The 25908-nt window shown below is 63.8% G+C and carries 23 protein-coding genes; 12 read left to right on the plus strand and 11 right to left on the minus strand.

All coding sequences use genetic code 11. The features are described from left to right. Positions 1-68: 68 nt before the first annotated feature. From ACRECS_RS22145 to ACRECS_RS22170, 6 genes are all read left to right on the plus strand, one after another. On the plus strand, positions 69-1226 hold the full coding sequence (locus tag ACRECS_RS22145; RefSeq protein WP_431585130.1) for a dipeptidase: 1158 nt from the start codon (positions 69-71) through the stop codon (positions 1224-1226). Positions 1227-1308: 82 nt separating this feature from the next. Then, entirely contained in the window at positions 1309-2361 is a 1053-nt protein-coding gene (locus ACRECS_RS22150; RefSeq protein ID WP_431585131.1) for a DUF1611 domain-containing protein, read from the plus strand. Further along, on the plus strand, positions 2358-3482 hold the full coding sequence (locus tag ACRECS_RS22155) for a YkvI family membrane protein (RefSeq protein ID WP_431585132.1): 1125 nt from the start codon (positions 2358-2360) through the stop codon (positions 3480-3482). The genes ACRECS_RS22150 and ACRECS_RS22155 overlap by 4 nt, the downstream gene beginning before the upstream one ends. Then, complete coding sequence (locus ACRECS_RS22160; RefSeq protein ID WP_431585133.1) at positions 3479-5068, plus strand: serine hydrolase; 1590 nt, start codon at positions 3479-3481, stop codon at positions 5066-5068. Before ACRECS_RS22155 ends, ACRECS_RS22160 begins: the two co-directional genes overlap by 4 nt. Then, positions 5065-6324: a dipeptidase gene (locus ACRECS_RS22165; protein ID WP_431585134.1), complete on the plus strand. Its 1260-nt coding sequence runs from the start codon at positions 5065-5067 to the stop codon at positions 6322-6324. The genes ACRECS_RS22160 and ACRECS_RS22165 overlap by 4 nt, the downstream gene beginning before the upstream one ends. A gap of 150 nt (positions 6325-6474) precedes the next feature. After that, positions 6475-6996: an ECF-type sigma factor gene (locus ACRECS_RS22170; RefSeq protein ID WP_431585135.1), complete on the plus strand. Its 522-nt coding sequence runs from the start codon at positions 6475-6477 to the stop codon at positions 6994-6996. On the opposite strand, the gene ACRECS_RS22175 is transcribed toward ACRECS_RS22170, so the two are convergent. After that, positions 6972-9434, minus strand: coding sequence for a protein kinase domain-containing protein (locus tag ACRECS_RS22175; RefSeq protein WP_431585136.1), 2463 nt, complete (start codon positions 9432-9434; stop codon positions 6972-6974). The two genes, ACRECS_RS22170 and ACRECS_RS22175, sit on opposite strands and share 25 nt — an antisense overlap. 130 nt (positions 9435-9564) lie before the next feature. Beyond that, positions 9565-10206, minus strand: a complete 642-nt coding sequence (locus tag ACRECS_RS22180; RefSeq protein WP_431585137.1) for an HD domain-containing protein — start codon at positions 10204-10206, stop codon at positions 9565-9567. Positions 10207-10414: 208 nt separating this feature from the next. Between ACRECS_RS22180 and ACRECS_RS22185 the strand changes: the two genes are divergently transcribed. From ACRECS_RS22185 to ACRECS_RS22210, 6 genes are all read left to right on the plus strand, one after another. Beyond that, positions 10415-11380 carry a GlxA family transcriptional regulator gene (locus ACRECS_RS22185; RefSeq protein WP_431585138.1) on the plus strand — a complete coding sequence of 322 codons (966 nt, stop codon included), beginning with the start codon at positions 10415-10417 and terminating at the stop codon, positions 11378-11380. Positions 11381-11457: 77 nt separating this feature from the next. Next, complete coding sequence (locus tag ACRECS_RS22190; RefSeq protein WP_431585139.1) at positions 11458-11910, plus strand: MaoC family dehydratase; 453 nt, start codon at positions 11458-11460, stop codon at positions 11908-11910. Between the two features lie 309 nt (positions 11911-12219). Next, complete coding sequence (locus ACRECS_RS22195) at positions 12220-12567, plus strand: ArsR/SmtB family transcription factor (protein WP_431585140.1); 348 nt, start codon at positions 12220-12222, stop codon at positions 12565-12567. A gap of 1 nt (position 12568) precedes the next feature. Then, a complete protein-coding gene (locus ACRECS_RS22200; RefSeq protein WP_431585141.1) occupies positions 12569-12964 on the plus strand; it encodes a VOC family protein in 396 nt (131 codons plus the stop codon). Then, positions 12961-13407 carry an SRPBCC family protein gene (locus tag ACRECS_RS22205; RefSeq protein ID WP_431585142.1) on the plus strand — a complete coding sequence of 149 codons (447 nt, stop codon included), beginning with the start codon at positions 12961-12963 and terminating at the stop codon, positions 13405-13407. Before ACRECS_RS22200 ends, ACRECS_RS22205 begins: the two co-directional genes overlap by 4 nt. Further along, positions 13400-13921, plus strand: a complete 522-nt coding sequence (locus ACRECS_RS22210; RefSeq protein ID WP_431585143.1) for an SRPBCC family protein — start codon at positions 13400-13402, stop codon at positions 13919-13921. The genes ACRECS_RS22205 and ACRECS_RS22210 overlap by 8 nt, the downstream gene beginning before the upstream one ends. Positions 13922-13966: 45 nt before the next feature. On the opposite strand, the gene ACRECS_RS22215 is transcribed toward ACRECS_RS22210, so the two are convergent. The 9 genes from ACRECS_RS22215 to ACRECS_RS22255 all read right to left on the minus strand — a co-directional run bounded on the left by ACRECS_RS22215 (position 13967) and on the right by ACRECS_RS22255 (position 25416). Beyond that, a complete protein-coding gene (locus ACRECS_RS22215) occupies positions 13967-15163 on the minus strand; it encodes an acetyl-CoA C-acyltransferase (protein WP_431585144.1) in 1197 nt (398 codons plus the stop codon). A gap of 168 nt (positions 15164-15331) precedes the next feature. After that, positions 15332-16678, minus strand: a complete 1347-nt coding sequence (locus ACRECS_RS22220; protein WP_431585145.1) for a GH1 family beta-glucosidase — start codon at positions 16676-16678, stop codon at positions 15332-15334. Further along, the gene (locus ACRECS_RS22225; RefSeq protein ID WP_431585146.1) at positions 16675-16860 is read right to left on the minus strand and encodes a hypothetical protein; all 186 of its coding nucleotides are present in this window, start codon (positions 16858-16860) and stop codon (positions 16675-16677) included. The genes ACRECS_RS22220 and ACRECS_RS22225 overlap by 4 nt, the downstream gene beginning before the upstream one ends. Continuing rightward, positions 16857-17672, minus strand: coding sequence for a carbohydrate ABC transporter permease (locus ACRECS_RS22230; protein ID WP_431585147.1), 816 nt, complete (start codon positions 17670-17672; stop codon positions 16857-16859). Before ACRECS_RS22230 ends, ACRECS_RS22225 begins: the two co-directional genes overlap by 4 nt. Beyond that, the gene (locus ACRECS_RS22235) at positions 17669-18547 is read right to left on the minus strand and encodes a carbohydrate ABC transporter permease (RefSeq protein WP_431585148.1); all 879 of its coding nucleotides are present in this window, start codon (positions 18545-18547) and stop codon (positions 17669-17671) included. The genes ACRECS_RS22230 and ACRECS_RS22235 overlap by 4 nt, the downstream gene beginning before the upstream one ends. A gap of 124 nt (positions 18548-18671) precedes the next feature. Further along, positions 18672-19958: a sugar ABC transporter substrate-binding protein gene (locus tag ACRECS_RS22240; RefSeq protein WP_431585149.1), complete on the minus strand. Its 1287-nt coding sequence runs from the start codon at positions 19956-19958 to the stop codon at positions 18672-18674. Then, complete coding sequence (locus ACRECS_RS22245; protein ID WP_431585150.1) at positions 19946-21358, minus strand: glucoamylase family protein; 1413 nt, start codon at positions 21356-21358, stop codon at positions 19946-19948. Before ACRECS_RS22245 ends, ACRECS_RS22240 begins: the two co-directional genes overlap by 13 nt. Positions 21359-21442: 84 nt before the next feature. After that, entirely contained in the window at positions 21443-24370 is a 2928-nt protein-coding gene (locus tag ACRECS_RS22250) for a TonB-dependent receptor (protein WP_431585151.1), read from the minus strand. After that, complete coding sequence (locus ACRECS_RS22255; protein WP_431585152.1) at positions 24367-25416, minus strand: LacI family DNA-binding transcriptional regulator; 1050 nt, start codon at positions 25414-25416, stop codon at positions 24367-24369. The genes ACRECS_RS22250 and ACRECS_RS22255 overlap by 4 nt, the downstream gene beginning before the upstream one ends. Positions 25417-25908 lie beyond the last annotated feature (492 nt).

Raw genomic sequence — 25908 nt, forward strand, 5'->3', positions numbered from 1 at the left:
CGTTGACAATTTTCTGATCAGGACAATAGTGTTCTGAAACGGATAAATATTAGGAAGAGGGGATCCGGATGAGCAAACTGCCCAGTCCAAGCCGCCGCATGGTTTTGCATGGCGCGATTTCAGGTGCGATCGCGGGTACGGCGCTTGGCTTTCCGATGATCAATTCGGGCAGCTTTGCTGCGGCGCCGGGCTCCGCGAAACGCTATTCGAAGCGCACGCTCGACATTCTCGACAAGACCCTGGTCGTCGACATGCTCGCGGTGCCCAAGATCGATTTCGCGCCCGACGTCTTTTCCCGTCCGCTAACCGCGCAGCAGGTCGCCGATTTCCGCGCCTGCGGCATCACTGGCTTCCACAATTCGGTCGGGATCGGCGGGCCGGAAGCGCGCGAGGAGGCGCTGACCTTCCTTGCATCGTGGCAGGGTTTTGCCGGTCGCAACAGTGATCTCTTCTCGCTGGTCGGCAGTATCAAGGATCTCGATCGCGCCAAAAAGGAACGCAAGATCGGCATGATCATGGGCCTGCAGAATGCCGAGCAATTCTCCAAACCCGAAGATGTGTTGCTGTTCTACCGGCTCGGACTGCGCTGTGCCCAGCTGACCTACAACACGCAGAATTTGATCGGGTCGGGCAGCACTGACCGGGTCGATGGCGGGGTGAGCGATTTCGGCGAAGCGATCATCACCGCGATGAATTCGGCCGGCATGCTGGTCGATGTGTCGCACAGCGGCGACCGCACCACGCTCGATGCGATCAAATTGTCGAAACAGCCGATCGCGATCACCCATTCGAATTGCCGCGCCCTGTGCAACCATCCGCGCGCCAAGACTGATGAGGCGATCCTCGCACTCGGCAAGACAGAGGGTGTGATGGGGATCAGCGGCGTGCGCATGTTCGTCAAGACGACCGACCCGACGACGCTGTCCGACATGGTCGACCATATCGACCACGTCGTGAAGCTGATCGGCATCGATCATGTCGGCATCGGGTCCGACGCCGATCTCAATGGCTATGACGACATGCCGCCCGACCAATATACCGCGCTCAAGGCAAGCTACAAAGCGAGCTACGCGTTTCGCGAGAAGATCGACATCGAAGGGTTTGACCATCCGATGAAGATGTTCGACCTGACCGAAGAACTGATCCGGCGCGGCTGGTCCGACGCCAATATCGGGCTGCTGCTGGGGGGCAATTTCCACCGGCTGCTCGGCACGGTGTGGAAATGATCGCCGCGGCTACGACAGCCGCGCCGCGCCGGTCCTACGGCATCGGCCTTACTCTTGGCTTCTCTTTCTGATCGGCGGTATCATGTCATATTCAAGCGCACTGCGCGAACCCCGCGAGCGTGCGTCGGGGGGCTTGCCCAAATCCTATCTCCTGTTCCTCGGGGACACGACCGTCATCGGCTATGCCAAGACCGCGTTTGGCTTGCGTGACTGGGCGGGCGATGCCTGTGTCGGCGAATATGCGCTCGCCGGCGCGACCGTCTCGACCGGGTTGCCACGCCTCTCGCCAGCCGAGGCGCGGTTGCGCGGCGCGCGGGCGATGATCATTGGCGTCGCCAATGCGGGCGGGGTGATCCCGGACAGCTGGATCGCCGGCCTGGTCGAAGCGCTTGAGGCCGGGCTGGATCTGGTCAGCGGGATGCATATGAAGCTTGGCGATATGCCTGTCCTGCGCAACGCCGCCGAGCGCCTCGGGCGCGAGCTGATCGACGTGCGCACGCCGCCGCCGGGCATCCGCGTCGGCACCGGTGCGAAGCGGAGCGGCAAAAGGCTGCTGACCGTCGGCACCGATTGCGCGCTGGGCAAGAAATACACCGCGCTGGCCATTGCCCGCGCCTTCCGTGCACGCGGCGTCGATACGGATTTCCGTGCCACCGGCCAGACCGGGATCATGATCGCCGGCGGCGGCATCCCGATGGATGCGGTGGTGTCGGATTTCCTCGCCGGCGCGGCCGAGATGCTCAGCCCCGAGGCTCCGGCCGATCACTGGGATGTGATCGAGGGACAGGGATCGCTGTTCCACCCCGCCTATGCCGCGGTGACGCTCGGCCTGTTGAATGGCAGTCAGCCCGATCTGTTCGTGGTCTGCCATGAACCAGGCCGCACCGCGATGCTTGGCCATCCCGGCTTTACCTTGCCGTCGATTGAGACAGTGATCGCCGAGACGGTGGCGCTCGGCCGGTTGACCAACCCGGCGATCCGCTGCGTTGGGGTCAGTCTCAACACCGGTGCGCTCGGTGCCGACACTGCCGAGGCGCTGATCGCCGCCGAGGCCGCACGGCTTGGCCTCCCTGTTGCCGACCCGATCCGTGGCGGCGCCGCGTTCGAGGGTCTCATCGATGCGTGTCTCGCATGAGCCAGGTCAAAACGGGATCAAGCTGGTTCCAGCGTTTTCTGCTGCCCGGTTTCGCCTTCAAGGCGGTGATCATCGGCGGCGGTTATGCGACGGGGCGCGAGCTTGCCGAATTCTTCCTGCCCAGCGGGCCATGGGGCGGACTTGCCGGCATGGTGCTGGCAATGCTGGTGTGGAGCCTAGTAGCCGCTACCACTTTCCTGTTCGCGCGACGAACCGGCGCGCGCGATTATAGCAGCTTCTTCGAAGCCCTGCTCGGCAAGGGCTGGGTGGTGTTCGAGATCGGCTATTTCCTGTTCCTGGTGCTGATCCTCGCCGTGTTCGGCGCAGCGGCGGGCGCGATCGGCCATGCCGCATTGGGATTGCCGCCGATCGCCGGCACGCTGGCATTGATGGCGGGCATCGCGATCTTCGCCGGATACGGCAACACGGCGGTCGAGCAGCTGTTCAAATATGTCTCGTTCCTGCTCTACGGCGTCTACGCATTGTTCCTGGTGCTGGCGCTGGCCGGTTTTGGCGACCGCATCGCCACCGGCTTCGCCATCCCGGCAGTGTCCGATGGCTGGGCGCTCGGCGGGCTGACCTATGCCGGTTACAACATCATCGGGGCGGTGGTGATCCTGCCGGTGCTGCGGCACATGACCAGCGACCGCGACGCGGTGGTCGCGGGACTCGTTGCCGGACCCCTGGCGATGATCCCGGCGATCGTCTTCTTCGTCTGCATGATCGCCTTCTACCCGCAGATCGGCGTCGAAGTGCTGCCGTCGGATTATCTGCTGACTCAGCTCGGCAATCCGGTGTTTCATCTGCTATTCCAGCTGATGATCTTTTCGGCGCTGCTCGAAAGCGGGACCGGCGCGGTGCATGCGGTAAACGAGCGCATCGCCAAGGCCTGGCAGGTCCGGCGCGGCACGCCGCTCGGCAATGGCGGGCGGCTCGCGATCGCGATCGCACTGCTTGTGCTGTGCATGCTGGTCGCTGACCGTTTCGGGCTCGTGACCCTGATCGCCAAGGGTTACCGCGCGCTCGCCTATGTCTTCCTCGCCGTCTATGTCCTGCCGCTGATGACGCTTGGCGTCTTCCGGCTGTGGCGCGGCGGCAGCCAATCCCCGGAGGCCCGATGAATCGCTTTGCACTCGCCCTCACTTTGGTCAGTCTTGGGGCCTCGACTCAGCTCGCCACGCCGCTCTGGGCAGCACCGCCCAAGGGTTTCGAAACGCGCGTCGAGACATTGCGCAAGACGGTCGGCGTCCCCGGCATGGCGATCGCCATTGTCGAGAATGGCAAGACCGTGCTTGCGCGCGGCTGGGGCGAGAAGAAGCTTGGGTCGAACGATCCGGTGACCCCCAATACGATCTTTCCGACCGGATCGACCGGCAAGGCCTTCACGGTCGCGGCGCTCGCCACCCTGGTCGATGCCGGCAAGATTGGCTGGGACGACAAGGTGATCGACCGCTTGCCCGGCTTCCAGATGTATGATGCCTGGGTCACGCGTGAGATGACGATCCGCGACCTGCTGGTTCATCGCAGCGGGCTCGGGTTGGGCGCAGGCGATCTGCTGTTCGTGCCACGCAGCAATTTGTCGCGCGCCGAGGCGGTCAAGCGGCTGCGCCATATCAAGCCGGCGACCAGTTTCCGCGACGGCTTTGCCTATGACAATGTCCTTTACATGGTTGCCGGCCAGCTGATCGAATCCGTGTCGGGCCAGACCTGGGAGACCTATGTCGTCGAGCATGTGCTGCGGCCGGCGGGCATGACCGTGTCGACCAGCGATGATGACAGCTTCTTCGCCACCGCCGACCGCGCCCAGCCGCATGCGCGGATGAGCAGCGGGTTGCGCGGCGCCGGTGAGCAGGAAGTACTCAACGAACGCGACGGGCTGGCGCGCAATGCCGCCCCGGCGGGCGGGCTCGCGGTCAGCCCGACCGACATGGCGAAATGGCTGGCGATCCAGCTCGCGCACGGCAAGCTGCCGGGCGGCGGGCAGTTGTACAGCGAAGCGCAGGCGAAGGAGATGTGGAACCCGGTCACACTGCAGCCGATCGCGGTGCGGCCCGATTATCTGAAACCGACCGAAGCCAAGTTTCACAGCTATGCGCTGGGCTGGGACGTGCAGGATTATCGCGGCGCGAAGATCATCTCGCATGGCGGCGCGGTGTTCGGGTTCCAGACCATGGTCGTGCTGCTGCCCGAGAAGAATGTCGGCTTCGCGATCGAGATCAACAGCGAGGATGGCGAACTGCTCCAGGGCCTGATGTACGAGCTGCTCGATCATTATCTCGGCGCGCCGGCGGCGGACTGGCCGGCGAAATATTCCGCCTACAAGAAGAGCCGCGTCGCCAAGGGTCTTGAGATGTTCAAGGCCAGCGCGGCCACGCCGGCCAAGGTCGGTCCGTCGCTCGCGCTGGCGCGCTATACGGGTACTTTCGCTGACCCCTGGTATGGCAATATCGAGGTCGCAGAAGGGAAGGCGGGGCTGACGATCGATTTCAAATCAACCCCGCGCATGGGCGGGCGGCTCGATCATTGGCAATATGATACGTTCGTCACGCGGTTTGACGACAAGACGATCGAACCGGCCTATGTCACATTCAGTCTCGATGCCGAAGGTAAAGTGGAGCGTGTCACGATGAAGCCGGTCTCTCCGATTGCGGATTTCAGTTACGATTATCAGGACCTGTTGTTCGCGCCGGTCGCGGCCGTCAAATGAGCCGGACGCTGAAGGCCGCGAGCCTATTCGCATCGGTCGCACTGGTTGCGTTCGCCGTCCCCGCCCAGGCGCAGGATGAGGAAGCGCGCGTCGCCCGCGTACTCAAGGCGACGCCGATCATCGATGGCCATAATGACTGGCCGGAGACGCTGCGCGAGCGCGAAGGCGAGGGGCGCTGGACGATCGACCTGCGCAGCGGCCTCGACCGCAAGCCGCAGCCGTACAACACCGATATCGAGCGGCTGCGCAAGGGCATGGTCGGCGGCCAGTTCTGGTCGGTCTATGTCTCGGCCAATCTGCCCGGGCCGGAGCAGGTCAAGGAGACGCTTGAGCAGATCGACTTCGTCCACCAGCTTGCCGCGCGCTATCCGGACACCTTCGCGTTGGCGCGCACCGCCGACGATGTGCGGCGTATCCAGCGCAGCGGCCGCATCGCCTCGATGATCGGGGTCGAGGGCGGTGGTCAGATCGACGGCAGCCTGTCGGTGCTGCGCGCCTATCATGACCTCGGTGCGGGCTATCTGACGCTGACTCATTCGCTGACCATCGACTGGGCGGATTCGGCGACCGACGATCCCAAGCATGACGGCCTGACCGCGTTCGGCGAAGAGGTGGTGCGCGAGCTCAACCGGCTCGGCATGCTGGTCGATCTCAGCCATGTCAGCGAAGCGACGATGCGCGACGCGCTGCGCGTGTCGAAGGCGCCGGTGATCTATTCGCATTCGGGTGCGCGCGCGCTTGACGATCATCCGCGCAACGTGTCCGACGATGTGCTCAAGCTGGTCGCGGCGAATGGCGGCGTGGTGATGGTCAACTATGCGCCGGGCTATGTCTCCGATGCCTATCGGCGCTGGTCTGCGGATCGCGGGGCGGAACGGACGCGGCTCAACGCGCCGCCCTTTGGCGGTCTTTATATCGGCCAGCCGGACAAGGCGAAGGCGGCATTTGCTCAGTGGGAAAAGGACCATCCCGCACCACGCGTGACGCTGGCGCAGGTGGCCGATCATATCGAGCATATCGCCAAGATCGCCGGGCCGGATCATGTCGGCATCGGATCGGATTTCGACGGCACCGGCAATGAACTGCCCGATGGGCTGACCGATGTCGCGACCTACCCGCAGTTGATGGCCGAGCTGATGCGGCGCGGCTGGAGCGATGCGGATATCGCCAAGCTTGCGGGCGGCAATATCCTGCGCGTGATGGCGGCGGCGGAGAAGGTCGCGGCTGCGTCGGGGCCCACCGCCGTTCGGAAGTAGAACGGCGGAGCCTCACCTGCGATCGCGGCCGATCGCGCTTGCCATCCACCCCATGCCGCGCCCATAAAACGCGCACTGGAATTCAGGCTTCAGGCACGGCGGGAAAGACCGATCAAACCGGACGCACCTTCAGGCGACAAGGCGGTCACGTTGGGGGGCACGTTGGGTGTCACGTCGGGCGACCTGGTCGCGTCGTTGTATGACGAACTGCACAGCATCGCGCGGCGCGAACATTTCCGTGCCGGCGGGCGCCAGACGCTGCAGACCACTGCGCTGATCAACGAGGCCTATCTCAAACTGCACAAGCGTGACGGCTGGCAAAGCCGGACGCATTTCCTGGGCTGCGCGGCGACAGCGATCCGCCACATCCTGATTGACGCGGCGCGGGCGCGGTTGGCGTCGAAGCGCGATGCCCCGACCTATTCCTTCACCCAGAGCCTGGATTCGCTTGCCGCCGCCATTCCGGAGGATGCGCAAGTCGTCCGGCTCGGCGATGCATTGAAGCAGCTTTCCGAGCTTGACCCCAATCTTGCGCAAGTGGTCGATTGCCGCTTCTTCGCCGGACTGGACGAACGCGAGACCGCCGCCGTGCTGGGCGTCAGCGACCGCACGGTACGGCGCTGGTGGACTCAGGCGCGTGCACTGATCTACCGCGAGATGGTCACCGACTGACGCGCACTGGCGATGCGCGCGCGGATCGCCGGAAAGCCCTTCAGATAGGCGGCACCGGCTGGACCCAGTCCGGTGAGGATGGCCGCGGAACGATCGAGCGCCGCGGTCGCGTCGTCCGGACGCCCCTGCCGCAGTCGCATGATCGCCTGAGTGCGCGCCAGACTGCCGTGGAGGAGCCCGGGCTTGGTTGTCGCCGTTATCAGAGGCTCGACTTCACCGATCACTTTCTCCGCGCCCGCGATATCTCCGGCCTCCGCCATCGCCTCTGCCAGCCCTAATCCGATCACGAGCGTGGGCATGGCGCTCGGCCCGAGATTTTCCACGGCGATGGCGCGCGCCTCGGCCAGAACCCGCCGCGCTTCGTCGAACTTGCCAAGGGCAAGCTTGGCTTTACCGACCTGAAACAGGTCAGCCGCAAGACCCGCGGATTCGCCGAATACGGCCTTGCGCTGAGCCGCGACCCGCTCGAAGATCGTTTCCGCCTGAGCGACATCGCCCAGCTTTAGAAGCCTGAGCCCCTTGAGCTGGGTGATTGCCAACCCCTGTGCGGTTTCTTCCTGCCCGGTACGTTTCAGTGCGGCATCGGCCTGCGCGAAAACTGCGGGCATCGCATCGGGCTGGTTCGCCTCGATCATATAGACCAGCAGGTTATTGTAGAGCGTCAGCAGGTCGCGATGGTTTTCCGCATAGACCCGGTCCGCTTCGGGCATTGCGTCCGCGAGCAGACGGATCGCGCGATCATAATCGCCCTGACGGCGAGCGAGCTGCGCGCGGCCGCTGATCACCTCCATCCGTTCGGTCGGGAAGCGGGCGGGGTCGGTGCGGAACACGGCATCGGCGGCATCGAGCAGCGCTACCATATCGTCCGACTTGTTTGTCGCCGCAGCCGAAGAGGCGAGGCGCAGCTTGATCTCCGCGGTCGCAACGGCGTCGTTGCCGCCGATCCCTCGTGCCAGCGCACGGCGCAGCAATGCATAGGCCCCCGCGGCGTCCTCGAGGTTGACGTACAGGTCCGACAGGGTGGTGATCAGCGTCGCCGAACGCGCGCTGTTGTCGAGTGAGCCGACCAGCCGTTCGGCGGTCTGGTCAAGCATCTGCTTCACCGTCACACCCGCCCCGGCATCGGTTTCCGCAGTATCGCGGAACATGACGACGAGCATCCGGTTGATTGCCTCGGAGCGGCGTGCCTCGCCCAGCGCGATATCGCGCTCGATGGCGGTTTGCCGAGCCTGCCAGGCGATGCCGCCCGCGCCGACCAGGATCGCCACGATCGCAGCGGCGCTTGCCGTGACCGCCCAGCGATAGCGGCGCACGAACCGCCCAAGCATGTAGCGGGTCGACCCCGCGCGCGCCTGGACTGGGCGCAGTTCCTGATGACGCCGGACGTCATCCGCCAGATCGACCGCGCCGCGATAACGCTCCTGCGGCGAACGTCGCATCGCTTTCAGGATGATCGCGTCGAGGTCGCCGGCGATCCGATGGCTCGGAATCGGCGCGCCGGCGTGTGCCGCCGCCTTGCTCGGTACAGGTGGATCCTCATGCAGCACGCGGCGGATGATCGAGGGCACCGATGCGCCTTCGCGGTGCCAAGGGCCGGTCCCGGTCACCAGTTCGAACAGGATCACGCCGAGCGCGTAGACATCCGCGGCGACCGTGGCGGTGTCTCCGCCAAGCTGTTCCGGCGCGGCATAGTCCGGGGTCAGGATCGCCTGAGTAGTCATCGGTGCCGCCCCGCTGTCGTCGAGCAACCGGGCAATGCCGAAATCGAGCAGGCGGACGCGCCCGGCGGTGTCGATCAGGATGTTCGACGGTTTCAGGTCGCGGTGTACAACCAGATTGGCATGGGCATAGCCGACCGCATCACAAATCTCGCGGAACAGCCTGAGCCGAGTGTCGAGATCGGCCGCATTCCGCCGGCACCACGCATCGATCGGTTCGCCCTCGACATACTCCATCGCCATATAGGGACGGCCATCGGGGCCAATGCCGCCATCGATCAGCCGGGCAATGCCGCGATGTTCGAGCCGCGCGAGCACGCGGCGTTCGCGGTCGAACAAGCCGCCCCGCTCGGCCGCCTCGGCACGCAGCATCTTGAGTGCGACGCGCTGCTCGAAATCGGTGCTGGTGCGGTGCGCGAGATAGACTTCGCCCATGCCGCCGCGCCCGATCAGCCGGTCGATCGTGAAGGCGCCGATCTCCTCGCCCGCGGCAAGCGAGCTATAGCCGGTCGCAGGATCGGGCGAGGAGAGGTCCGGAGGCGCCATTTCGAAGATGCCCTCGTTGGACGCGGCATCAAGCAGGGCCGTCACATGGGCGAGAAGCTCGGGCGGGAGCTTCGACCGGCGCAGGCGCTTGTCCCGCTCCTCCGGCTTGAGGTCGATCAGCGCGTCAAAAAGCGCCTGGACCCTGGTCCAATCCTCCCCGTTCAGATCCTTCATGCCCGGCCCCCCAAGCGGATTGGAGAATCGCTCCAATCGATATCGGAGAACCGATCCTGATCGACCCGGTGCACAATTGATAGAGCCGGCGCCTGGGAAGCAAAAAAACTAGGTGGTTGGAAGTTGTCGGTCAGTTCGGCCAGGCCGACCCAAGGATGATGCTGCAGAAGTTCAGCCGCTGGTAATTGGGGTCCTTAAGCGCGAGCACATCGGCCTTTACATTGCCGAAGGTGGTTAGCGGCTTGGCGATCGTACCCTGTGCGAAATGGTCGATGATGCCGTGCTTGAAATCATGCTCGCGCGGGTGGTGCGCGCAGACATGGTCACGCTGGTCGGTGGTGAAATCATGATAGGCGATGCCGAGCACATCCATCTCGACTCCGGCGGTGACCAGGGCGACCGTCGGCCGCATATGTTCCGGAATGCCCGGCGTGGTGTGAAGCGCGATCGAGGCCCAGACATCGTCGATATCGCGTTCCGGCAGGCCATAGCCGTTCAGGAAATCGCGCGCCGCATTGGCGCCGTCGACTTCGAAGCGCAGGTCCTTGCTGGCATAGGCCGGGGTCAGGCCCATGTCGTGGAACATCGCGCCGATATAGAGCAGCTCGGGATCGTAACCGATGCCGCGCCGTGTGGCGGTCAATGCCCCCCACAGGAACACACGGCGGCTGTGATTGTAGAGCAGATCATCCTCGGTATCGCGCACAAGCTCAGTCGCGGCGCGTGCCATGGCGCTGTCGGGAATGGTGATCCCTGCGATGGTGGCGGTCATGAAAATCTCCTGTGACGGGCATGACGGGTCGTGGCGTGACTCGCGCACGCTGTGGCCCAACCGGTGGTTGTTACGGTGACACCCCGCTCGACGGGGCGTGGCGCTTTATCTGCGGTGTGCGGCCCGGCGCGGCAATGCCGCTTGCCCATCGGATCGGGACAATGGCACATGATTTCGCGCCATTCTCGCGGCGCGCGGGAATTGAGCGATGGCGGTGCAGACGGTCGCGGTGGTGATCCATAACGGCGTGCAGGCGCTGGACGTGGCCGGGCCGGTCGATGTCTTTGCCGAAACCAATGCGTTCATTGCGCCGGAGGATCGCTACGAGACTTTGCTGATCGCCGCCGGTCGCGATCCGGTGCGTGCCTCAAACGGGATGCGCATGCTGCCCGACCTGAGCTTTGCCGACGCCTTGCCCGAGGCGGCGATCGTGCTGGTGGCCGGCGGGCCGGCCTTGCCCGACGCGCCGCCCGATGCCGCGATGTCGGACTGGTTGAGGGCGGCGGCGCAGCGTGCCGCGCTGCATGGATCGATCTGCACCGGTGCGTTCGCGCTTGGCCATGCCGGGCTGCTCGACGGGCACCGGGTGACGACACACTGGCAGAATGCGCAGCGGCTCGCCGCCTTGTTCCCTCGCGCGCAGGTCGAGCATGACCGCATCCATCTGCGCGACGGCCGGCTGGTCACTTCGGCCGGCGTCACGGCGGGGATCGACCTGGTGCTCGCATTAGTCAGCGAACGCCACGGCCCGGCCATCGCGCTGCTGGTGGCGAAGCGGCTGGTGGTGACAGCGCAGCGCCAGGGCGGGCAATCGCAGTTCAGCCCGTTTCTGACCGCGCCGGCCGACGAGAGTTCACCGATCGCGCGAATCCAGGCGCTGGTGATGGAGCATATCCGCGACCGGCATACCCTGCAGACATTGGCGGACGGCGTCGGCATGAGCACGCGCACGCTGGCGCGCTTGTTCGTGCAGGAGACGGGCATCACCCCGCACGAATTCGTCGAGCGCGCACGTGTCGATGCCGCGCGCAACCTGCTGGAGGGTGGTGGCCTCGCGCTAAAGGCGGTCGCGTTCGATTGCGGCTTCGGCACGGCGGACCGGATGCGGGCGGTGTTCGTGCAACGGCTGGGCATTTCGCCGGCACAATATCGCGCGAGTTTTCGTCAGGACTGAAGCGCGGAATAGTTGCGCAGTGTCGGCATGCTCGGCGTATAGCGACGGAATCAGAGATCGAGCCGACCGGAGGACCAATGGCGGGACTATATTTCGAGCAGTTCGAGGTTGGGCGGAAATTCGTCCATGAGATCCGGCGCACCGTGACCGATATGGACAATATACTGTTCTCCGCGCTGACGCATAATCCGGCGGCGATCCATATCGACCATGCCTATGCCGCGACCACCGAGTTTGGCAAACCGCTGATGAATTCGCTGTTCACGCTTGGGCTGGTGATCGGGTTGAGCGTACAGGACACGACCTTCGGCACGACCATCGCCAATCTCGGCATGAGCGAGACGAGCTTTCCCAAACCGGTCTTTGCTGGGGATACGATTCATGTCGAAACCGAAGTGAAGGCACTGCGCGCATCCAATTCGCGGCCGGGACAGGGGATCGTCACCTTCGAGCATATCGGCCTCAACCAGCGCGACGAGATTGTCGTGCGCACGTTGCGCGCGGCACTGATGATGGCGCAGCCCGGCTAGGATAATCGGGAAGGCGGCTCGGCAGCGGCTCAGGACGATGGCTCACGCGGAGCCGCGGAGACGCAGAGTCGGCCTACCCGCGGCATCGGCGTGAGCACCATGAACTTGGTCACATGTACTGGACACGATGGAGTGGGCTGATCGCGCCGCTAGCATCTCTGCCTCTCTGCGTCTCCGCGGCTCCGCGGCTCCGCGTGAACCCCTTCTGCGCTTGGGGATATGCGCGGCGACGGCAATATCGATCAGCTCCATGCAAAGATATTAAACCATCTGGTTGACAATTGGTGCGGCGCGTCGATATACAACCATATGGTTGAACGACTCGACGCCACTTTCGCTGCCCTTTCGGACCCGACGCGCCGCGCCATGCTCGCCAGCATGGCGGGTGGGGAGCGCAGCATCGGCGAACTCGCCGCGCCGCATGCGATGAGCTTCGCCGGTGCGGCCAAACATGTGAAAGCGCTGGAACGCGCCGGACTGGTCGAGCGGCGCAAGGCGGGTCGGACTCAGCTGTGCCGGTTGCGCGCCGAGCCGCTACGCGAAGCTCAGGCCTGGCTGCGCCAATGGGAGCAGTTCTGGACCATCCGCCTCGATGCGCTCGAGGCGTTGATCGCGACCGACTCTCAGACGAGCCCGAAGACCCCCGAGGAGAGATAGGATGAAAATCACCTTGTCGACGATTATTGTCGACGATCAGCCCAAGGCGCTTGCCTTTTACACCGGCACGCTGGGTTTCGTCGAAAAGGTCAATATCCCGATGGGGCCGGTCAGCTGGATCACCCTGGCATCGCCGGAACAACCCGACGGCGCGCAAATCTCGCTGGAGCCGGCCGGCTTCCCCTTCGTGAAGGAGTATCAGCGCGCGCTGAAGGACAATGGCGTCCCGCTCACCGCCTTTGCTGTCGCCGATGTGGAAGCCGAGCATGACCGGCTGACCGCGGCCGGCGTCGCCTTCAAATCGCCGCCGCGCAAGGGCGAGGGAACCACGCCCACGACCGCGATGTTCGACGATCGCTGCGGCAACTGGATCATGATCTACGAGGACGCGAAATGAGCGGCCCGATCATATTGACGGTGACGCGCGACTTCGCCGCGTCGCCGGAACGGGTGTTCGACGCTTGGCTCGACCCGGCGCAGGCCGGCAGGTTCCTGTTCGCGACACCGGGCGGCGAAATGCGCACGGTCGAGATCGACGCCCGGGTCGGCGGTGGCGCGCTGATCGTCGAGCGGCGACCGGCGGGCGATGCGGGGCACCGACTCAGATATGAGGTGATCGATCGCCCGACCCGGCTGGTGTTCCTGTTTGCCGCCGATCCCGCGGAAGAAGGCGAATGGACTCGCGTATCGATCGCGATCGCCGCCACCGCCCAGGGATCGACCCTGACGCTGACTCACGAAATGGATCCGCAATGGGCCGCTTATGAGGACCGGACCCGTGAGGGCTGGACCATGATCCTGAACACCCTCGCGACCGTAATGGAGAAGAATGATGATTGATCTGCAGCACCCGGCACCTGACACAATCCGCATGGAACGCACGCTCGACGCGCCGATCGAGACGGTATGGCGCTGGCTGGTCGAGCCGGAATTGCGCAGCCAGTGGTTCGCCGGCGGTGCGATTGAACCGCACGAGGGCGGGGTGGTCGAGCTGGTCTTCGACCATGACAATCTATCGACCGACGACGTCCCCTATCCCGAGAAATACAAGGCCGGAAAAGGCCATATCGGGCGTGAAACGGTGGTTGCCTATGATCCGCCGCACCGCCTCGCCTTTACCTGGGACAGCGGGAAGGAAGGGGTCGCGACCTTCGATCTCTCATCCGATGGCGAGCGTACCAGGCTGGTGCTGACGCATAACGGCATCAGCGGCCCGGCCGGGCTCGCCGATTTCGGCGGCGGCTGGTATTCGCATCTTGCGGTGCTCCAGACGAAGCTGGCGGGGGGATCGGTGCGCGACTTCTGGGCGCTGCACGCGCAGTCGGAAGCGGCGGTCAAGAAAGCGCTGGCCTGAACCCTGCGGCCGCCCGGTCCTCACGAAGGGCCGGGCGGCGCCGGATTACACGATCTCGAACAGCCCGGCCGCGCCCATGCCGCCGGCGGTGCACATCGACACCACGACATAGCGCACGCCGCGCTTGCGGCCTTCGATCAGCGCATGGCCGACCAGCCGGCTGCCGGTCATGCCGAATGGATGCCCGACCGCGATCGCGCCGCCATTGACGTTGTACTTTTCCGGATCGATGCCGAGATGGTCGCGGCAATATAGGCATTGCGACGCGAACGCTTCGTTCAGCTCCCACAGCCCGATATCGGCAATCGACAGCCCGGCGCGGTCGAGCAATTTGGGGATCGCGAAGACCGGGCCGATGCCCATTTCCTCCGGGCCGCAGCCCGCTGCCTGGAAGCCACGATAGATGCCGAGGATTTCCTTGCCCTCGGCCAGTGCGGTGCGGCGATCCATCAGGATCTGCGCCGCCGCGCCGTCGGACAATTGGCTGGCATTGCCGGCGGTGATGTTGCTGCCCGGGCCAGTGAATTCGCCGCCGGGCCAGACCGTCTTCAGCGCGCTCAATCCTTCCAGCGTCGTGCCGGCGCGAATGCCTTCGTCATGTTCCAGCGTCACCGTTTCGGTTCCGGTGCGATTGCCTTCCGTGTCGAACAGCGCCTTCTCGACCGTGATCGGCGCAATCTCCTCCCTGAACGCGCCGGCAGCGAGGCCTGCGGCGGCGCGCTGCTGGCTTTGTGCGCCATAAGCGTCCTGCGCCGCGCGGGTGATGCCGTAACGCTCGGCGACGATCTCGGCGGTTTCGATCATCGGGATATAGGCGGCGGGCTGCTTCGCCACGACCGACTGGTTGATGTAGCGCGGCGCGTCCTTGGTCACGGTGAAGCTGATCGATTCCATGCCCCCGGCCAGCGCGACATCGACATCGTCGGCCATGATCGAGCGCGCGGCGAGCGCGATCGCGGTCAGGCCGGAGCCGCATTTCCGATCGAGCGTGAAGGCCGGGACACTTTGTGGCAGGCCGCCGGCGAAGATCGCCATGCGCCCGGCATTCCCGCCTTGCGTGCCCCATTGCCCGCCAACGCCCCAGAACACATCGTCGATCCGCGCCGGATCGATCCCGGCGCGCTCCACTGCAGCATTCATCACATGCCCGGCAAGCACTGGCGCCTCGGTGATGTTGAATGCGCCGCGATAGGCCTTGCCGATCGGGGTACGGGCGGTGGCGACGATCGCGGCTTCGCGCATGGCAATGACCTTTCGAGACTCGGGTATGGCGGCGGCTTAAGGCCGTCGGCCCGATTTGGAAAGATCGATTGGTATTGCGTGATTAAAGACGGCACCAGCCCGCCCTCCCACAGGATCATACTGGATGGGTGGCCAGGTGGGAGGGCGGGCAAGTGCCGTCTTCACAAATCAATAGAGTGTGGCGCCGTTGGTCGCGATCACCTGCGAATAGAGCCGGGCCGAATTCTTCAGTGTACGTATCTGCGTCTCGAAATTGACGTGGACGATGCCGAAGCGCTTCGAATAGCCCAGCGACCATTCGAGATTGTCGAGCAACGACCACAGCATATAGCCGCGCACATCCGCGCCCTGTTTGATCGCGTTGCCGATCGCAGTAATATGCTTGCGCAGATAATCGACGCGCAGCGGATCGTCGACGCTGCCGTTCTCGGCATTGGGCGGATCGTAGAATGCCGCGCCATTCTCCGTAATGTAGAGCGGCAGATCGCCGTAATTCTGCTTCACCCAGAGCAGTACGTCAGTCAGCCCTTGCGGGAACACTTCCCAACCGGTGGTGGTATGGGTCGCCTGGGTCTGGGTGACCGGGCCGGCGTTGAGCGGCCAGCTGTCATCGGCGCGCGTCACGTTGCGGGTGTAGTAATTGACCCCGATGAAATCGATCGGCTGCTTTATCAGCGCAAAATCCTCCGCCGGCCAGTCAGGCCAGGCCTCGCCGAAAATCTCTTTCAGCTCGGGCGGGTAACGGCCATGGATCGCGGGTTCGAGATATTGGCGGTTCATATAGGCCTCGGCGCGGCGCTGCGCGGCCTGGTCCTCGGGCGAGTCCGATGCGGCATATTTCGGCTCCAGATTCACCACCAGGCCGATCTCGTGCTTGCCGGTCTCGCGGTAAGCCTTCACCGCCGCGCCGTGCGCGCGCATCAGGTTATGGCTGGCGATCGGTGCCTCGAACATGTTGCGGTGTCCCGGCGCCAGCGCGCCGTGCAGATAGCCGCCATCGGTCACCACCCAGGGTTCGTTGAGCGTGACCCATTTCCTCACCCGCCCATCGAGCCGGTCGAACAGCACCCGGCCGTAATCGGCGAACCAGTCGGCGCTGTCGCGGTTGAGCCAGCCGCCGCGATCGTCGAGCGCGACCGGCATATCCCAGTGATAGAGCGTGCAGAGTGGCTCGATGCCATTCGCCAGCAGCTTGTCGACCAGCCTTTCGTAGAAACCGAGGCCGGCCTCGTTCACGCGCCCCGTGCCCTCGGGCAGCACCCGGCCCCAGGCGACCGAGAAGCGGTAAGCCTGCAGCCCCAATTCCTTCATCAGCGCGACATCGTCCTCCATGCGGTTATAATGGTCGCACGCGACGTCGCCGGTATCGCCCTTGGTCGCCATCAGCCGCGGGTCATGGCTGAAACGCTGCCAGATGCTCGCGCCGGCGCCGTCGGCGAGCGGTGACCCCTCGATCTGATAGGCGGCGGTGGCGCATCCCCACAGGAAATCATCGGGGAAAACCGTCTTCGTCATTTCTTGTCCTTCTTCATATCGGGGGCCGGTACTGCACGCCGCTGTTCGAACAGCCAGCGGTACAGCGCCGGGTCGTCATAGGCCGGCACCCAGAAAGCATGTCCGGTGCCGGGATAAATGGTCAGGCGCGGGGGGATCGCGCCCTTGCCGCCATCCTTGCTGCGGCTGACCAGCGCGCTCATCCCTTGACGCTCCCGGCGAGCAGCCCGGAGATATAATAGCGCTGCAGCGCCACGAACAGGATCAGCACCGGCAGCAAGGTCACTACGCTGCCCGCCATCATCAGCTCGAAATCCTGCACATGCTCGCGGCTGAGATTGGCCAGCGCGACCGGCAGCGTCGCCTTGTCGCCATCGTTGAGGATGATCAGCGGCCAGAGGAAATCGCTCCACGACCCAAGGAAACTGAACGTGGCCAATGTCACCAGGATCGGCCCGAGCGAGGGCAGCACGATGACGCGAAAGATGCGGAACTCGCTTGCCCCGTCGATCCGCGCTGCCTCGAGCATCTCGTCGGGAATGGCCAGCGCATATTGCCGCACCAGGAAGATGCCGAACACCGTCGCGATCGACGGCACCAGCACGCCGCCGAAACTGTTGACCAGCCCCAGCTCCTTGCAGATCAGGAACAGCGGGATCATCGCCACCTGTGCCGGGATGACCAAAGCGGTGAGCAGGAAACGGAAGATCCGGTCGCGGCCGCGGAAATTGAGCTTGGCAAACGCATAGCCGGCCATCACGTTGAAGGTCAGCGACAATGCGGTGGCGAGGCAGGCAAGCAGCAGCGAATTGGCGAAATAGCGCGCCATATCGGTCGAGGCGAACAGCGTGACATAATTGGCTATGGTCGGTTTGGCCGGGAGCAGCGGCGGCGGGAAATGCGCCGCCTCGCCCGGCTGCATGATTGATACCGACAGCATCCAAAGCAATGGTGCGACCGCGAACAGGCCGAGCATCACCATCAGCGCATTGGTGGCGATATGCCCCCGCTTCACTGGTCGCTCCAGCGCTGCGAGAGCTTCAGCTGCAGCAATGTGATCGCGAACAGGATGACGAACAGGACGAACGCGACTGATGTCGCGAAGCCCAGATTCCACCATTTGAAGCCCTGTTCGAACATGAAGTAGAGCACCGAGACAGTGCTCTCGACCGGTCCGCCCTGGGTCATGACATAGGGCTCGGCGAACAGCTGGAAATAGCCTGCCATGGTCAGGATCGACACCACCAGCATAACCGGCGCGAGTGCCGGCAGGGTAACGTGGCGGAACTGCGCCCAGCGTCCGGCGCCGTCGATCTTCGCCGCTTCGTACAGCTCGTCGGGAATGGTTTGCAGCCCGGCGAGCAGGATGATCATGTTATAGCCGAAATTCTTCCACACCGCGAAGATGACGATCGCCGGCATCGCCCAATGCGGATCGCCAAGCCAGTCGATCGGCCCAATGCTCAGCCCGCCCAGTGCCCAGTTGATCAGGCCATAATCGGTGTGCAGCAGATAACGCCAGATCACCGCGACCGCGACGAGCGTGGTCACGACCGGTGCGAAATAGAGCGTGCGAAACAGGCCCTTGAAGCGCGCCAGTTTTGAATTGATCAGCAGCGCCGCGCCGAGCGACACGGCGATCGACAGCGGCACGCCAAGGATGACGAAATAGAGCGTGTTACCCAGCGCCTTCCAGAACAACGGCGTCCTGAGCAGCGTCAGGTAATTGTCGAGCCCGACGAAGCGCAGATTGCGGATATCGGCGAGCGAATAAATGTCGAAATCGGTGAAGCTCAGCACCAGCGCGGCAAGCACCGGCAGGAAGAAGAACAACCCGAGCGCGACCAGCGCGGGTGCCACAAAGATCCAGGCGGCGCCCTCGCGCCTCATGGACGGTGCGTTCCCGGGGCCGTTCGCCCTGAGCTTGTCGAAGGGCCGCTCTTCTTCTCAATGTCGGAAAAGAAGAGCAGTGCTTCGACACGCTCAGCACGAACGGGGAGGAGGCAGGGTGCCGTCACTTCGCTGTCCCCTGATCGAGCATCCAGCGTCGTTTCGCCAGGATCGCATCGGCTCGCGCATCCATCTGCGTGGCCGCCTGATCGACCGTCAGCCGCCCATGCACGGCGGCCTCCGCCACCAGGCGCACCTCAGTTGCGATCCGCTCCCATTCGGGCACCTTGGGTGTCGGCTTCGCCCGCAGCAATTGATCGGCAAAGGCGCGCGCATAGCGGTCCTCCCGCAGCGACGGCGCGGTCCAGGCGCTGCGGCGCGGCGGCAGATCGCCGGTCAGGGCATGGAAACGGACCTGCGTCGCCGGACGGGAGAGATATTCGATCAGCTTCCAGCCCGCCGCCTGCTTGTCGGATGTCTTGAACAGCACCAGGCTCGACCCGCCGGCATTCGATATGCCGGGGCCATCGGGACCGGGCACTGGGGCTGTCATCCAGATCCCCTGGCGACTGGCCGGCAGGCGGCGCTTGAACTCGCCGATCTGCCACGGGCCGCTGATGTAGAAGCTGAACAGTCCGCGATCGAATTCGTCCCAGACATTGGCGATCTCGGTGCTCGTCGCGATCGGCGCGAGCTTGTCGCGGGTCATTTCGGTGTAAAAGGCCAGCGCAGCCTTGAAGCCCGGGCTCCGGAAATTGCCGTAGCGGCCGCCATCGCGCAACATTTCCTGCGGCTGGTTGAGCCCAAGCACGACCAGCACTTCATATTCGTTCAGCGGAAAATAGGTCGCGTATCGCCGCGGCCCGACCAAAGCCTTGATCGCCTGCATCTGCGCGCGCCATTCCGTCCAGTCGCGCGGTGGGTGATCATAACCGGCCTGTTTGAGCAGGTCGCGGCGATAGAAGAGCAGCCGCGTGTCGACATACCAGGGCACGCCGTACAGCGCGCCGGCGAAGACATTCGAGTCCCATACGCCAGGAAAATAATCCGTGCGGTCGATCGCCGGCGTTGCCGCGATGCGCGCGTCGAGTGGCGCCAGCGCACCCAGCGCGACGAATTCCGGCACCCAGCTATTCCCGAGCTGCGCCATGTCGGGCAGCGCATCACCGGCAAAGGCAGTGAGCAGTTTTTCATGCGCGGCGGTGAAGGGCAATTGCTGCACCCGCACCACGATACCCGGATTTTCCTTCTCGAACGCAGGGATCAGCTGCCCGATGACTTCACCCTCGCGCCCCATCGCCCAGATGTCGAGCGTGGTTTTCGTCGACGCCGGTGCGCAGCTTGCGAGAAGCAACCCAGCAAGAGCCAGCACGCTCGCCCGCAGGGAGAAGGGCAGGTTCAACCCAGCCATCCGCCCTTGAACCCGGCAAGCTTAAGCCCGCGGCGAATATGCGGGTTCTTGCGCATCGTCGCCCAGATCATGCCGGTGCGCCAATTCTCGATTCCCAGCACGATCGGTCCCTGGTCGATGCCGAGATAATCGGGCCCGACCCAGCCGATGCCGGGCAGAATCTTGCCATGATCGAGCGGTGCCTTCGCGTCAGTCAGCGTCGGATTGAAGGAATCGATGAACCCGTATTTGCCATAGATGCCCTTGCCGTATTGCCGGTGCAGCGCCTCGATCGCCGGGATCGCGATCTCCGGTGCGAAGGCGATCGAGGCGGCGGCCGCGGTCGGTGCGATCGTGCCGTCGTCGCGGTCGCCGGGGCCGCGCGCGGAATAGCTGAAGAATGCGCGCTCCCGGCCGTCGATGCGGTCGCGAAAATCCGCTGGCCCGTCGCATGCGGTCAGGCCCCAGATGTCGCCGCCATAGCCGGCGAACTGGCCGGGATTGGCGGCGGCATAGGCCTTGTGCGCATAGGTCGCACGGCGGCTATTCTCGAAATAGTCGATCCCTTTGGCGCTCATATAGCGGTCCGCGATGCCGCGGAAATCGACCCATAAATGGCTGTACTGGTGCACGAACAGCGGCGGATAATGGAGATAGGGCTTGCCGCCCCATTTATCGGTCCATTGCGGCTCGAAGCGGGCGGTCCACGCATCCCACGTCTCCGGTTCGACCGCATGGGTGGGGGAAGCAAGCGCGAGCAGATAGGTCAGCAGGCCCTCGTTATAGATGTCCCAGTCGCTCGGGATGAAGCCATTCTCCGGCCGCCAGCCCATGCCGATCAACGGCGCGCGCGGGCGGATCCAGGTCCAGTCGGCCCGCGCATAAAGATCGTCGGCCAGCGTGCGGATCCGGCGCTCATCTTCATGGTCGCTATCGAACCAGCTCTGCACGAACAACATGCCGCCGAACAACAAAGTGGTGTCGATCGTCGACAACTCGGTGTCGCGGAAGCGGTGCCCGGTGTCGCGCTCGAGGAAATGATAGAAGAAACCCTTATACCCGCCCATGCCCGTCGCCGCGGGGCCCTGGGGCAGGGCAGCGAAATACTCCAATGTGGTCAGCGTCCGTGCGCGCGCTTCGGCGCGTGTGATCCAGCCATTGACCACCCCGATCGGATAGGCGGTCAGCGCGAAGCCGACTGCGGCGATGCTCGAGAAGCTCTGGGTCGGCCAGCGATCATGCGCAAGGCCGGTTTTCGGGTCGGTCGTATCCCAGAAGAAGCGGAAGGTGCGTTCCTGCAAATCGCCGATCAGGGCCGGCTCGGCCGGCGCCCGGGCGATCCCGACAGCGGGCGCACAGCCGGCGCCGAATGCGACCAGCGCCAACGCCGATCCGTGCAGCAGGTCGCGGCGCGTGGTCATGGGAAACTCCGTCGATAACGCGAAATAAAAATCCCGGCGGCGCCCGACAAGGGGATGGGGGACGCCGCCGGCAGGGGGAGGGGTCTAGAAGCGATATCCGGCGCGGAACTGGATGCGCCGCGGCAGGGTGAGTGTGTTGCCGGCATGTTGGGCGTCGGCCGGATCGAGCGGATCGAAGGACAATGGGTTGTTGCTGAAAAAGCCGTCAAAGTCCTTGAAGTTCTTGTTGTTGAACGCGTTGAGCAGATCGACCGCGAAGCTCACTTCGTGATTGCCGAAAAGCTTCTGCCGGTTCTCCAGGGTGAGATTGACTTCGCAGAAGGCGAACACGCCCTTGATGCAGTTCTTCTCCGGATAGGCTGAGGTCTGCCGGAGCTGGCCCGGGCCGAAGCCATTCGTCGCGTCGGTCGCCAGATAGGCACTGCCGCTGCCAAAGGTGCTCAGCGTCGAAAATTGGAAACCCAACGGCAGATCGACGATGCTCGACAGTACGAGACGATGGCGTTCATCGTCCTTTTTCGGGCGCCAGCCATAATTGTCCGGCGTCAGGCCATCGAGGCTGAACAAATCGTTGCCGTTCTGCTCGCCCTTGGACAGCGTATAGGCGAGGTTAAAGCCCCAGCCCGACGATTTGGTGTAATTCTTGTCGAGCGTGAAATAGAGCGCCTTGTAGCGCGTATCGAGGCCGTCATAGCCGATCAATACGTTCGAGTAACCGAACGGGATGACCGGTGCGGTATTGCAGCAGGTGCCGTATCCATTGTTGTTACGGGTCGCGAACAGGTTGGTATAGCCGTTGCGGCCGCGGATATAGGATGCGGTAAGTGACGCCTGCCACTGGCCGAATTTCTGGCGTACGCCGAGGCTGACCTGATCGTTGACCGGGGGCTTCGCGTCGTTCTTCACCGCAAACAATTCGGGCAAGCCGGAGGTCGACGTGTTGCGCAGGTCGATCAGCCCTTGGCGAGTCAGATAGCTCGGATTCCACATCACGGTCGGCAGGTTATTGCGCGGCAGGCCGTCGGCCGAGAAGCGAAACACGCCGATCGGGTTCACGCGGCGGCTGATCTCGTCAACGGTGTTGTTGAAATTGTTGCGGTCATAATAGCGGCCGATGCCGCCGAAGATCACCGTGCTCTGATCGTCCTTGATGTCCCAGGAAAAGCCGAAGCGTGGTGCGAAAGCACCTTTGAACGGTGACCGGTCCTTACCGTCTGTGATATAGTTTTCGGGGTTGAAATAATAGGTCGACGGCAGCGCGCGCAGGGCCGCCGCGGCACCTGATGGCGTGACATAATCATTGTTGAAGCCGTTGGTTTCATAATCCCAACGCAGGCCGAGGTTGAGCTGCAGCCGGTCGGTCACGTCCCAATCGTCCTGTAGGTACAGGCCGACCTGCGTGTTCGATGACTGGATCAGCGAATTGCCCAGGCCGAGCCGCGCTTCCGACGGGAATGAGTAACCAATATCGCGGGTAAAGGTGTAATGTGGCTGTATATAGGCCTGGTTGTCGTATTCGATATCGGTAACCTCGACGCGTGCGCCGACCTTGAAGGTGTGCCCGTCGAGCCCTGAGTAGGTAAAATCGTCCCGGATCGTATAGCCCTGTTGCCGCTCGTCTCGAGTTGAATCCTTGCCGCCGAAGGAAAGAACGCCGACATATTCGAATTGCGGCAAATCAGGATTCAGCGACGTAGGGTTGAAATTGTAATTCAGGTAATTGGCGTTGAATTCGTTGATGAAGCTCTCCCCGGTGTAAGTCCATTTGAACAAATAGGTTTCGACGAGGTTGATCTTGTTCTCGGCAGCACTGTAGGCGATGCTATCGCCAAAGCCCTGGATATCGCTCTCCTGACGGCGGCTATAGGACAGATCGAAAACCTGGTGTTCGTCCGGCGTCAGGGTCAATTTCCCGAAGTAGAAATCGCCCCGGAATGGGCTGACATATGGCCCTTCGAATTCGCTCAGGCGGCGGCCGGTCGCTGCCTCGAATTCGGCACGGGCGGCGGTGTTGGTGCCGCCGAACACATTCTTGGCGCGATCCTGATCATTGCCCTCATACGCGAAGAAGAAAAATAGTTTGTCCTTGATGATCGGGCCGCCCAGCGCCACGCCATATTGCTGGCGCTTGAACGCCGGTTCGACGTTGCCGCGCCTGGTATCGATATAGCCTTTCTGGCTCAGTCCCTTGTCGGTGTACTGACCGAACACCTCGCCATGGAAATCGTTGGTGCCCGACTTGGTCACCGCGGTGATGATCGCGGCGCCGGCCTGCTCATATTCCGCCTTGTAATTCTGCGTCAGGACGCGGAATTCCTGCACGGCGATCTGACCGAACGGATTGCCGCGGCTGTTCTGCTGGCCGGCGACGCCCCCTTCGCGCAGCTTGTTCTTCAACGACACGCCGTCGATGAAGACATTGACCTGGCTCGCGGTCGATGCGCCGGACGAAAAGCCCTTATCGGTCTCGCTGTCATTATATTTCACGCCCGGTGCAAGCGCCGCGAAGGACAGAAAGTTGCGGTCGGTTTGCGGCAGCGAGCGGATCTGCTGCAGACTGACATTGGTCGCGACTTCGCTTGTCTTTGTTTCGACCAGCGATGCCGCGGTGACGATGATGTCGTCACCCGATGCTGCCGTACCGGAATCCGCGACGGCCGCCCCCAGCGTCACGTTCAGGCTCGCGCTCTGGCCGATGCCAACGCTCACCCGTTGCTTGGCTTCTATCCCATCGGCGCCGGTCACGGTCACGTCATAGGATGCCGGACGAAGGCCGTTGAGTGAATAGCTGCCGTTCGCGTCGGTCGTCGCGCGGAATGTCTGATTGGTGCCTGTGTTGACCGCGGTCACGCTCGCTCCGCTGACCGGCGCACCATCGGCACCCGTCACCTGGCCGCGCACCGACGCGGTGGTTGTCTGCGCCGCCGCCGGAGCGACCATCATCACCGTGCCGCCCAGCACGGTCGTAGAGACTAAAGCTGCGCGCAGCCCTGCTTTCATGAACCTGTTCATACCACTCTCCCCTGCGTCCGATCGTGCGGACCCTTTGTTGACGTGATGATGCCGGTGCGCGCGCTGGAGGCGCGTACGACGAGCTCCGGCATGAGAAATTCGGCGGTCGCTTCGGGCGGCTGGTCCGCCTCGATCGTTGCGACCAGCCGCTCCAGCGCGCTTTCGCCGAGTTGTGCGATGTGCACTCGCATCGTGCTGAGCGCGGGCGTGACATAGCGGGCGATCGGCACGTCATCGAAACCGACCATGGCGATATCGCCCGGGATCGTCCGCCCCGCCTCACTCAGGGCGGCCATGCAACCGATCGCCATGATGTCGTTGGCGGAGAACACGCCGTCTACATCCCTGCCTGCCAGCTCGGTTCCGGCGGCAATCCCCGCCTCTTCGCTGAAATCGCCGGCCAGCACGACCGGGTCATGATCGCCGAGCATGCTCGCCACCGCCTCGCGAAAGCCGCGCGCGCGTTCATCGGCATCGGCATTACCTTGGGGGCCGGAGAGATGCGCGATCCGCTTGCACCCCTGCGCGACGAGGTGTGCAACGGCGGCATGCGCTCCGGCCTGGTTGTCGATTGCGATCGAGGCATGGCGCGCGCCCTCGATCCGTCCGTTCAGCACCACGGCGGGGAGGCCCTTGGGCAGATTATGCGCCAGGAAATCGGCGTCGAGCTGCGGCGACATGACCAGCAGCCCGTCGACCCGTCCGCGCATCGCGCGCAGCGCCGCTGCGGTCTCCTGCGCGCTGCCATGCATGTTGGACAATAGCAGCTGCAGTCCGCGGCGATGCGCCGCATAATCGATGCCGCGGATGATCTCGGAAAAGAACTCGCCGAACAGATCGGGCAGGACCACGCCGATCGTGTTCGATCGCCGGGTCGACAGGCTGCGCGCGCCGAGATGCGGGACATAGTTGAGCGCGTCGGCCGCCTCGAGCACGCGCGCGCGCGTCGCCGGTGTGACGCTCGGATGGCCGTTAAGGGCGCGCGAGGCTGAGGCGACCGATACGGCCGCAGTGCGTGCGACATCCCTGATGGTAGCCGTGGCCATTGCCCCTTCAATCCTTCTCCATGGCGAATCGGGCCTGGGCCGATCCGGGTGGCGGTTCACGTTCTGACGACGCGTGTAACCGGTTCCACGAGAATTCTGTAACCGGTTACATGGCGTCATGCCAAGCGAATATTTCGATTTGGGCAGATCGATATCCAGCGCAGGCGGCACGACGGCTCGCGCCGATTCAACCTTGCTGCTGGACATGCCAGTGTCGTGGTGGACGGAACGCCTGTCGGCGCCGCCGCGCTCTTTGACATGACTGGATAATTTACGCGTCCTGCGCGACCGCTGTTCCGGCATGAACAGCGGTCGCTCACCCCTGTTAATGCGCTTTCCCACCCCTGTTATTGTTAACAGGGGTGGGGGCTCCCAACGCATTGGGAACAGGCCGGAAATCGACACTCGAAATCCAACATAACAGGGGTGGCTTTTTTTATTCCGGACAACAGCGGAAAATCGAACCGGATGATGACCGCGACTCGCATCGCA

It is taken from the genome of Sphingomonas sp., from assembly GCF_050725575.1.
In the GTDB taxonomy this organism is placed as follows: Bacteria; Pseudomonadota; Alphaproteobacteria; order Sphingomonadales; family Sphingomonadaceae; genus Sphingomonas.

Bases quoted from the DNA above. Each gene is read 5' to 3' on its own strand.
- ACRECS_RS22145 (WP_431585130.1), top strand. From the start codon at position 69: ATGAGCAAACTGCCCAGTCCAAGCCGCCGCATGGTTTTGCATGGCGCG.
- ACRECS_RS22150 (WP_431585131.1), top strand. From the start codon at position 1,309: ATGTCATATTCAAGCGCACTGCGCGAACCCCGCGAGCGTGCGTCGGGG.
- ACRECS_RS22155 (WP_431585132.1), top strand. From the start codon at position 2,358: ATGAGCCAGGTCAAAACGGGATCAAGCTGGTTCCAGCGTTTTCTGCTG.
- ACRECS_RS22160 (WP_431585133.1), top strand. From the start codon at position 3,479: ATGAATCGCTTTGCACTCGCCCTCACTTTGGTCAGTCTTGGGGCCTCG.
- ACRECS_RS22165 (WP_431585134.1), top strand. From the start codon at position 5,065: ATGAGCCGGACGCTGAAGGCCGCGAGCCTATTCGCATCGGTCGCACTG.
- ACRECS_RS22175 (WP_431585136.1), bottom strand. From the start codon at position 9,434: ATGAAGGATCTGAACGGGGAGGATTGGACCAGGGTCCAGGCGCTTTTT.
- ACRECS_RS22180 (WP_431585137.1), bottom strand. From the start codon at position 10,206: ATGACCGCCACCATCGCAGGGATCACCATTCCCGACAGCGCCATGGCA.
- ACRECS_RS22185 (WP_431585138.1), top strand. From the start codon at position 10,415: ATGGCGGTGCAGACGGTCGCGGTGGTGATCCATAACGGCGTGCAGGCG.
- ACRECS_RS22190 (WP_431585139.1), top strand. From the start codon at position 11,458: ATGGCGGGACTATATTTCGAGCAGTTCGAGGTTGGGCGGAAATTCGTC.
- ACRECS_RS22195 (WP_431585140.1), top strand. From the start codon at position 12,220: ATGGTTGAACGACTCGACGCCACTTTCGCTGCCCTTTCGGACCCGACG.
- ACRECS_RS22200 (WP_431585141.1), top strand. From the start codon at position 12,569: ATGAAAATCACCTTGTCGACGATTATTGTCGACGATCAGCCCAAGGCG.
- ACRECS_RS22205 (WP_431585142.1), top strand. From the start codon at position 12,961: ATGAGCGGCCCGATCATATTGACGGTGACGCGCGACTTCGCCGCGTCG.
- ACRECS_RS22210 (WP_431585143.1), top strand. From the start codon at position 13,400: ATGATTGATCTGCAGCACCCGGCACCTGACACAATCCGCATGGAACGC.
- ACRECS_RS22215 (WP_431585144.1), bottom strand. From the start codon at position 15,163: ATGCGCGAAGCCGCGATCGTCGCCACCGCCCGTACCCCGATCGGCAAG.
- ACRECS_RS22220 (WP_431585145.1), bottom strand. From the start codon at position 16,678: ATGACGAAGACGGTTTTCCCCGATGATTTCCTGTGGGGATGCGCCACC.
- ACRECS_RS22225 (WP_431585146.1), bottom strand. From the start codon at position 16,860: ATGAGCGCGCTGGTCAGCCGCAGCAAGGATGGCGGCAAGGGCGCGATC.
- ACRECS_RS22235 (WP_431585148.1), bottom strand. From the start codon at position 18,547: ATGAGGCGCGAGGGCGCCGCCTGGATCTTTGTGGCACCCGCGCTGGTC.
- ACRECS_RS22240 (WP_431585149.1), bottom strand. From the start codon at position 19,958: ATGGCTGGGTTGAACCTGCCCTTCTCCCTGCGGGCGAGCGTGCTGGCT.
- ACRECS_RS22245 (WP_431585150.1), bottom strand. From the start codon at position 21,358: ATGACCACGCGCCGCGACCTGCTGCACGGATCGGCGTTGGCGCTGGTC.
- ACRECS_RS22250 (WP_431585151.1), bottom strand. From the start codon at position 24,370: ATGAACAGGTTCATGAAAGCAGGGCTGCGCGCAGCTTTAGTCTCTACG.
- ACRECS_RS22255 (WP_431585152.1), bottom strand. From the start codon at position 25,416: ATGGCCACGGCTACCATCAGGGATGTCGCACGCACTGCGGCCGTATCG.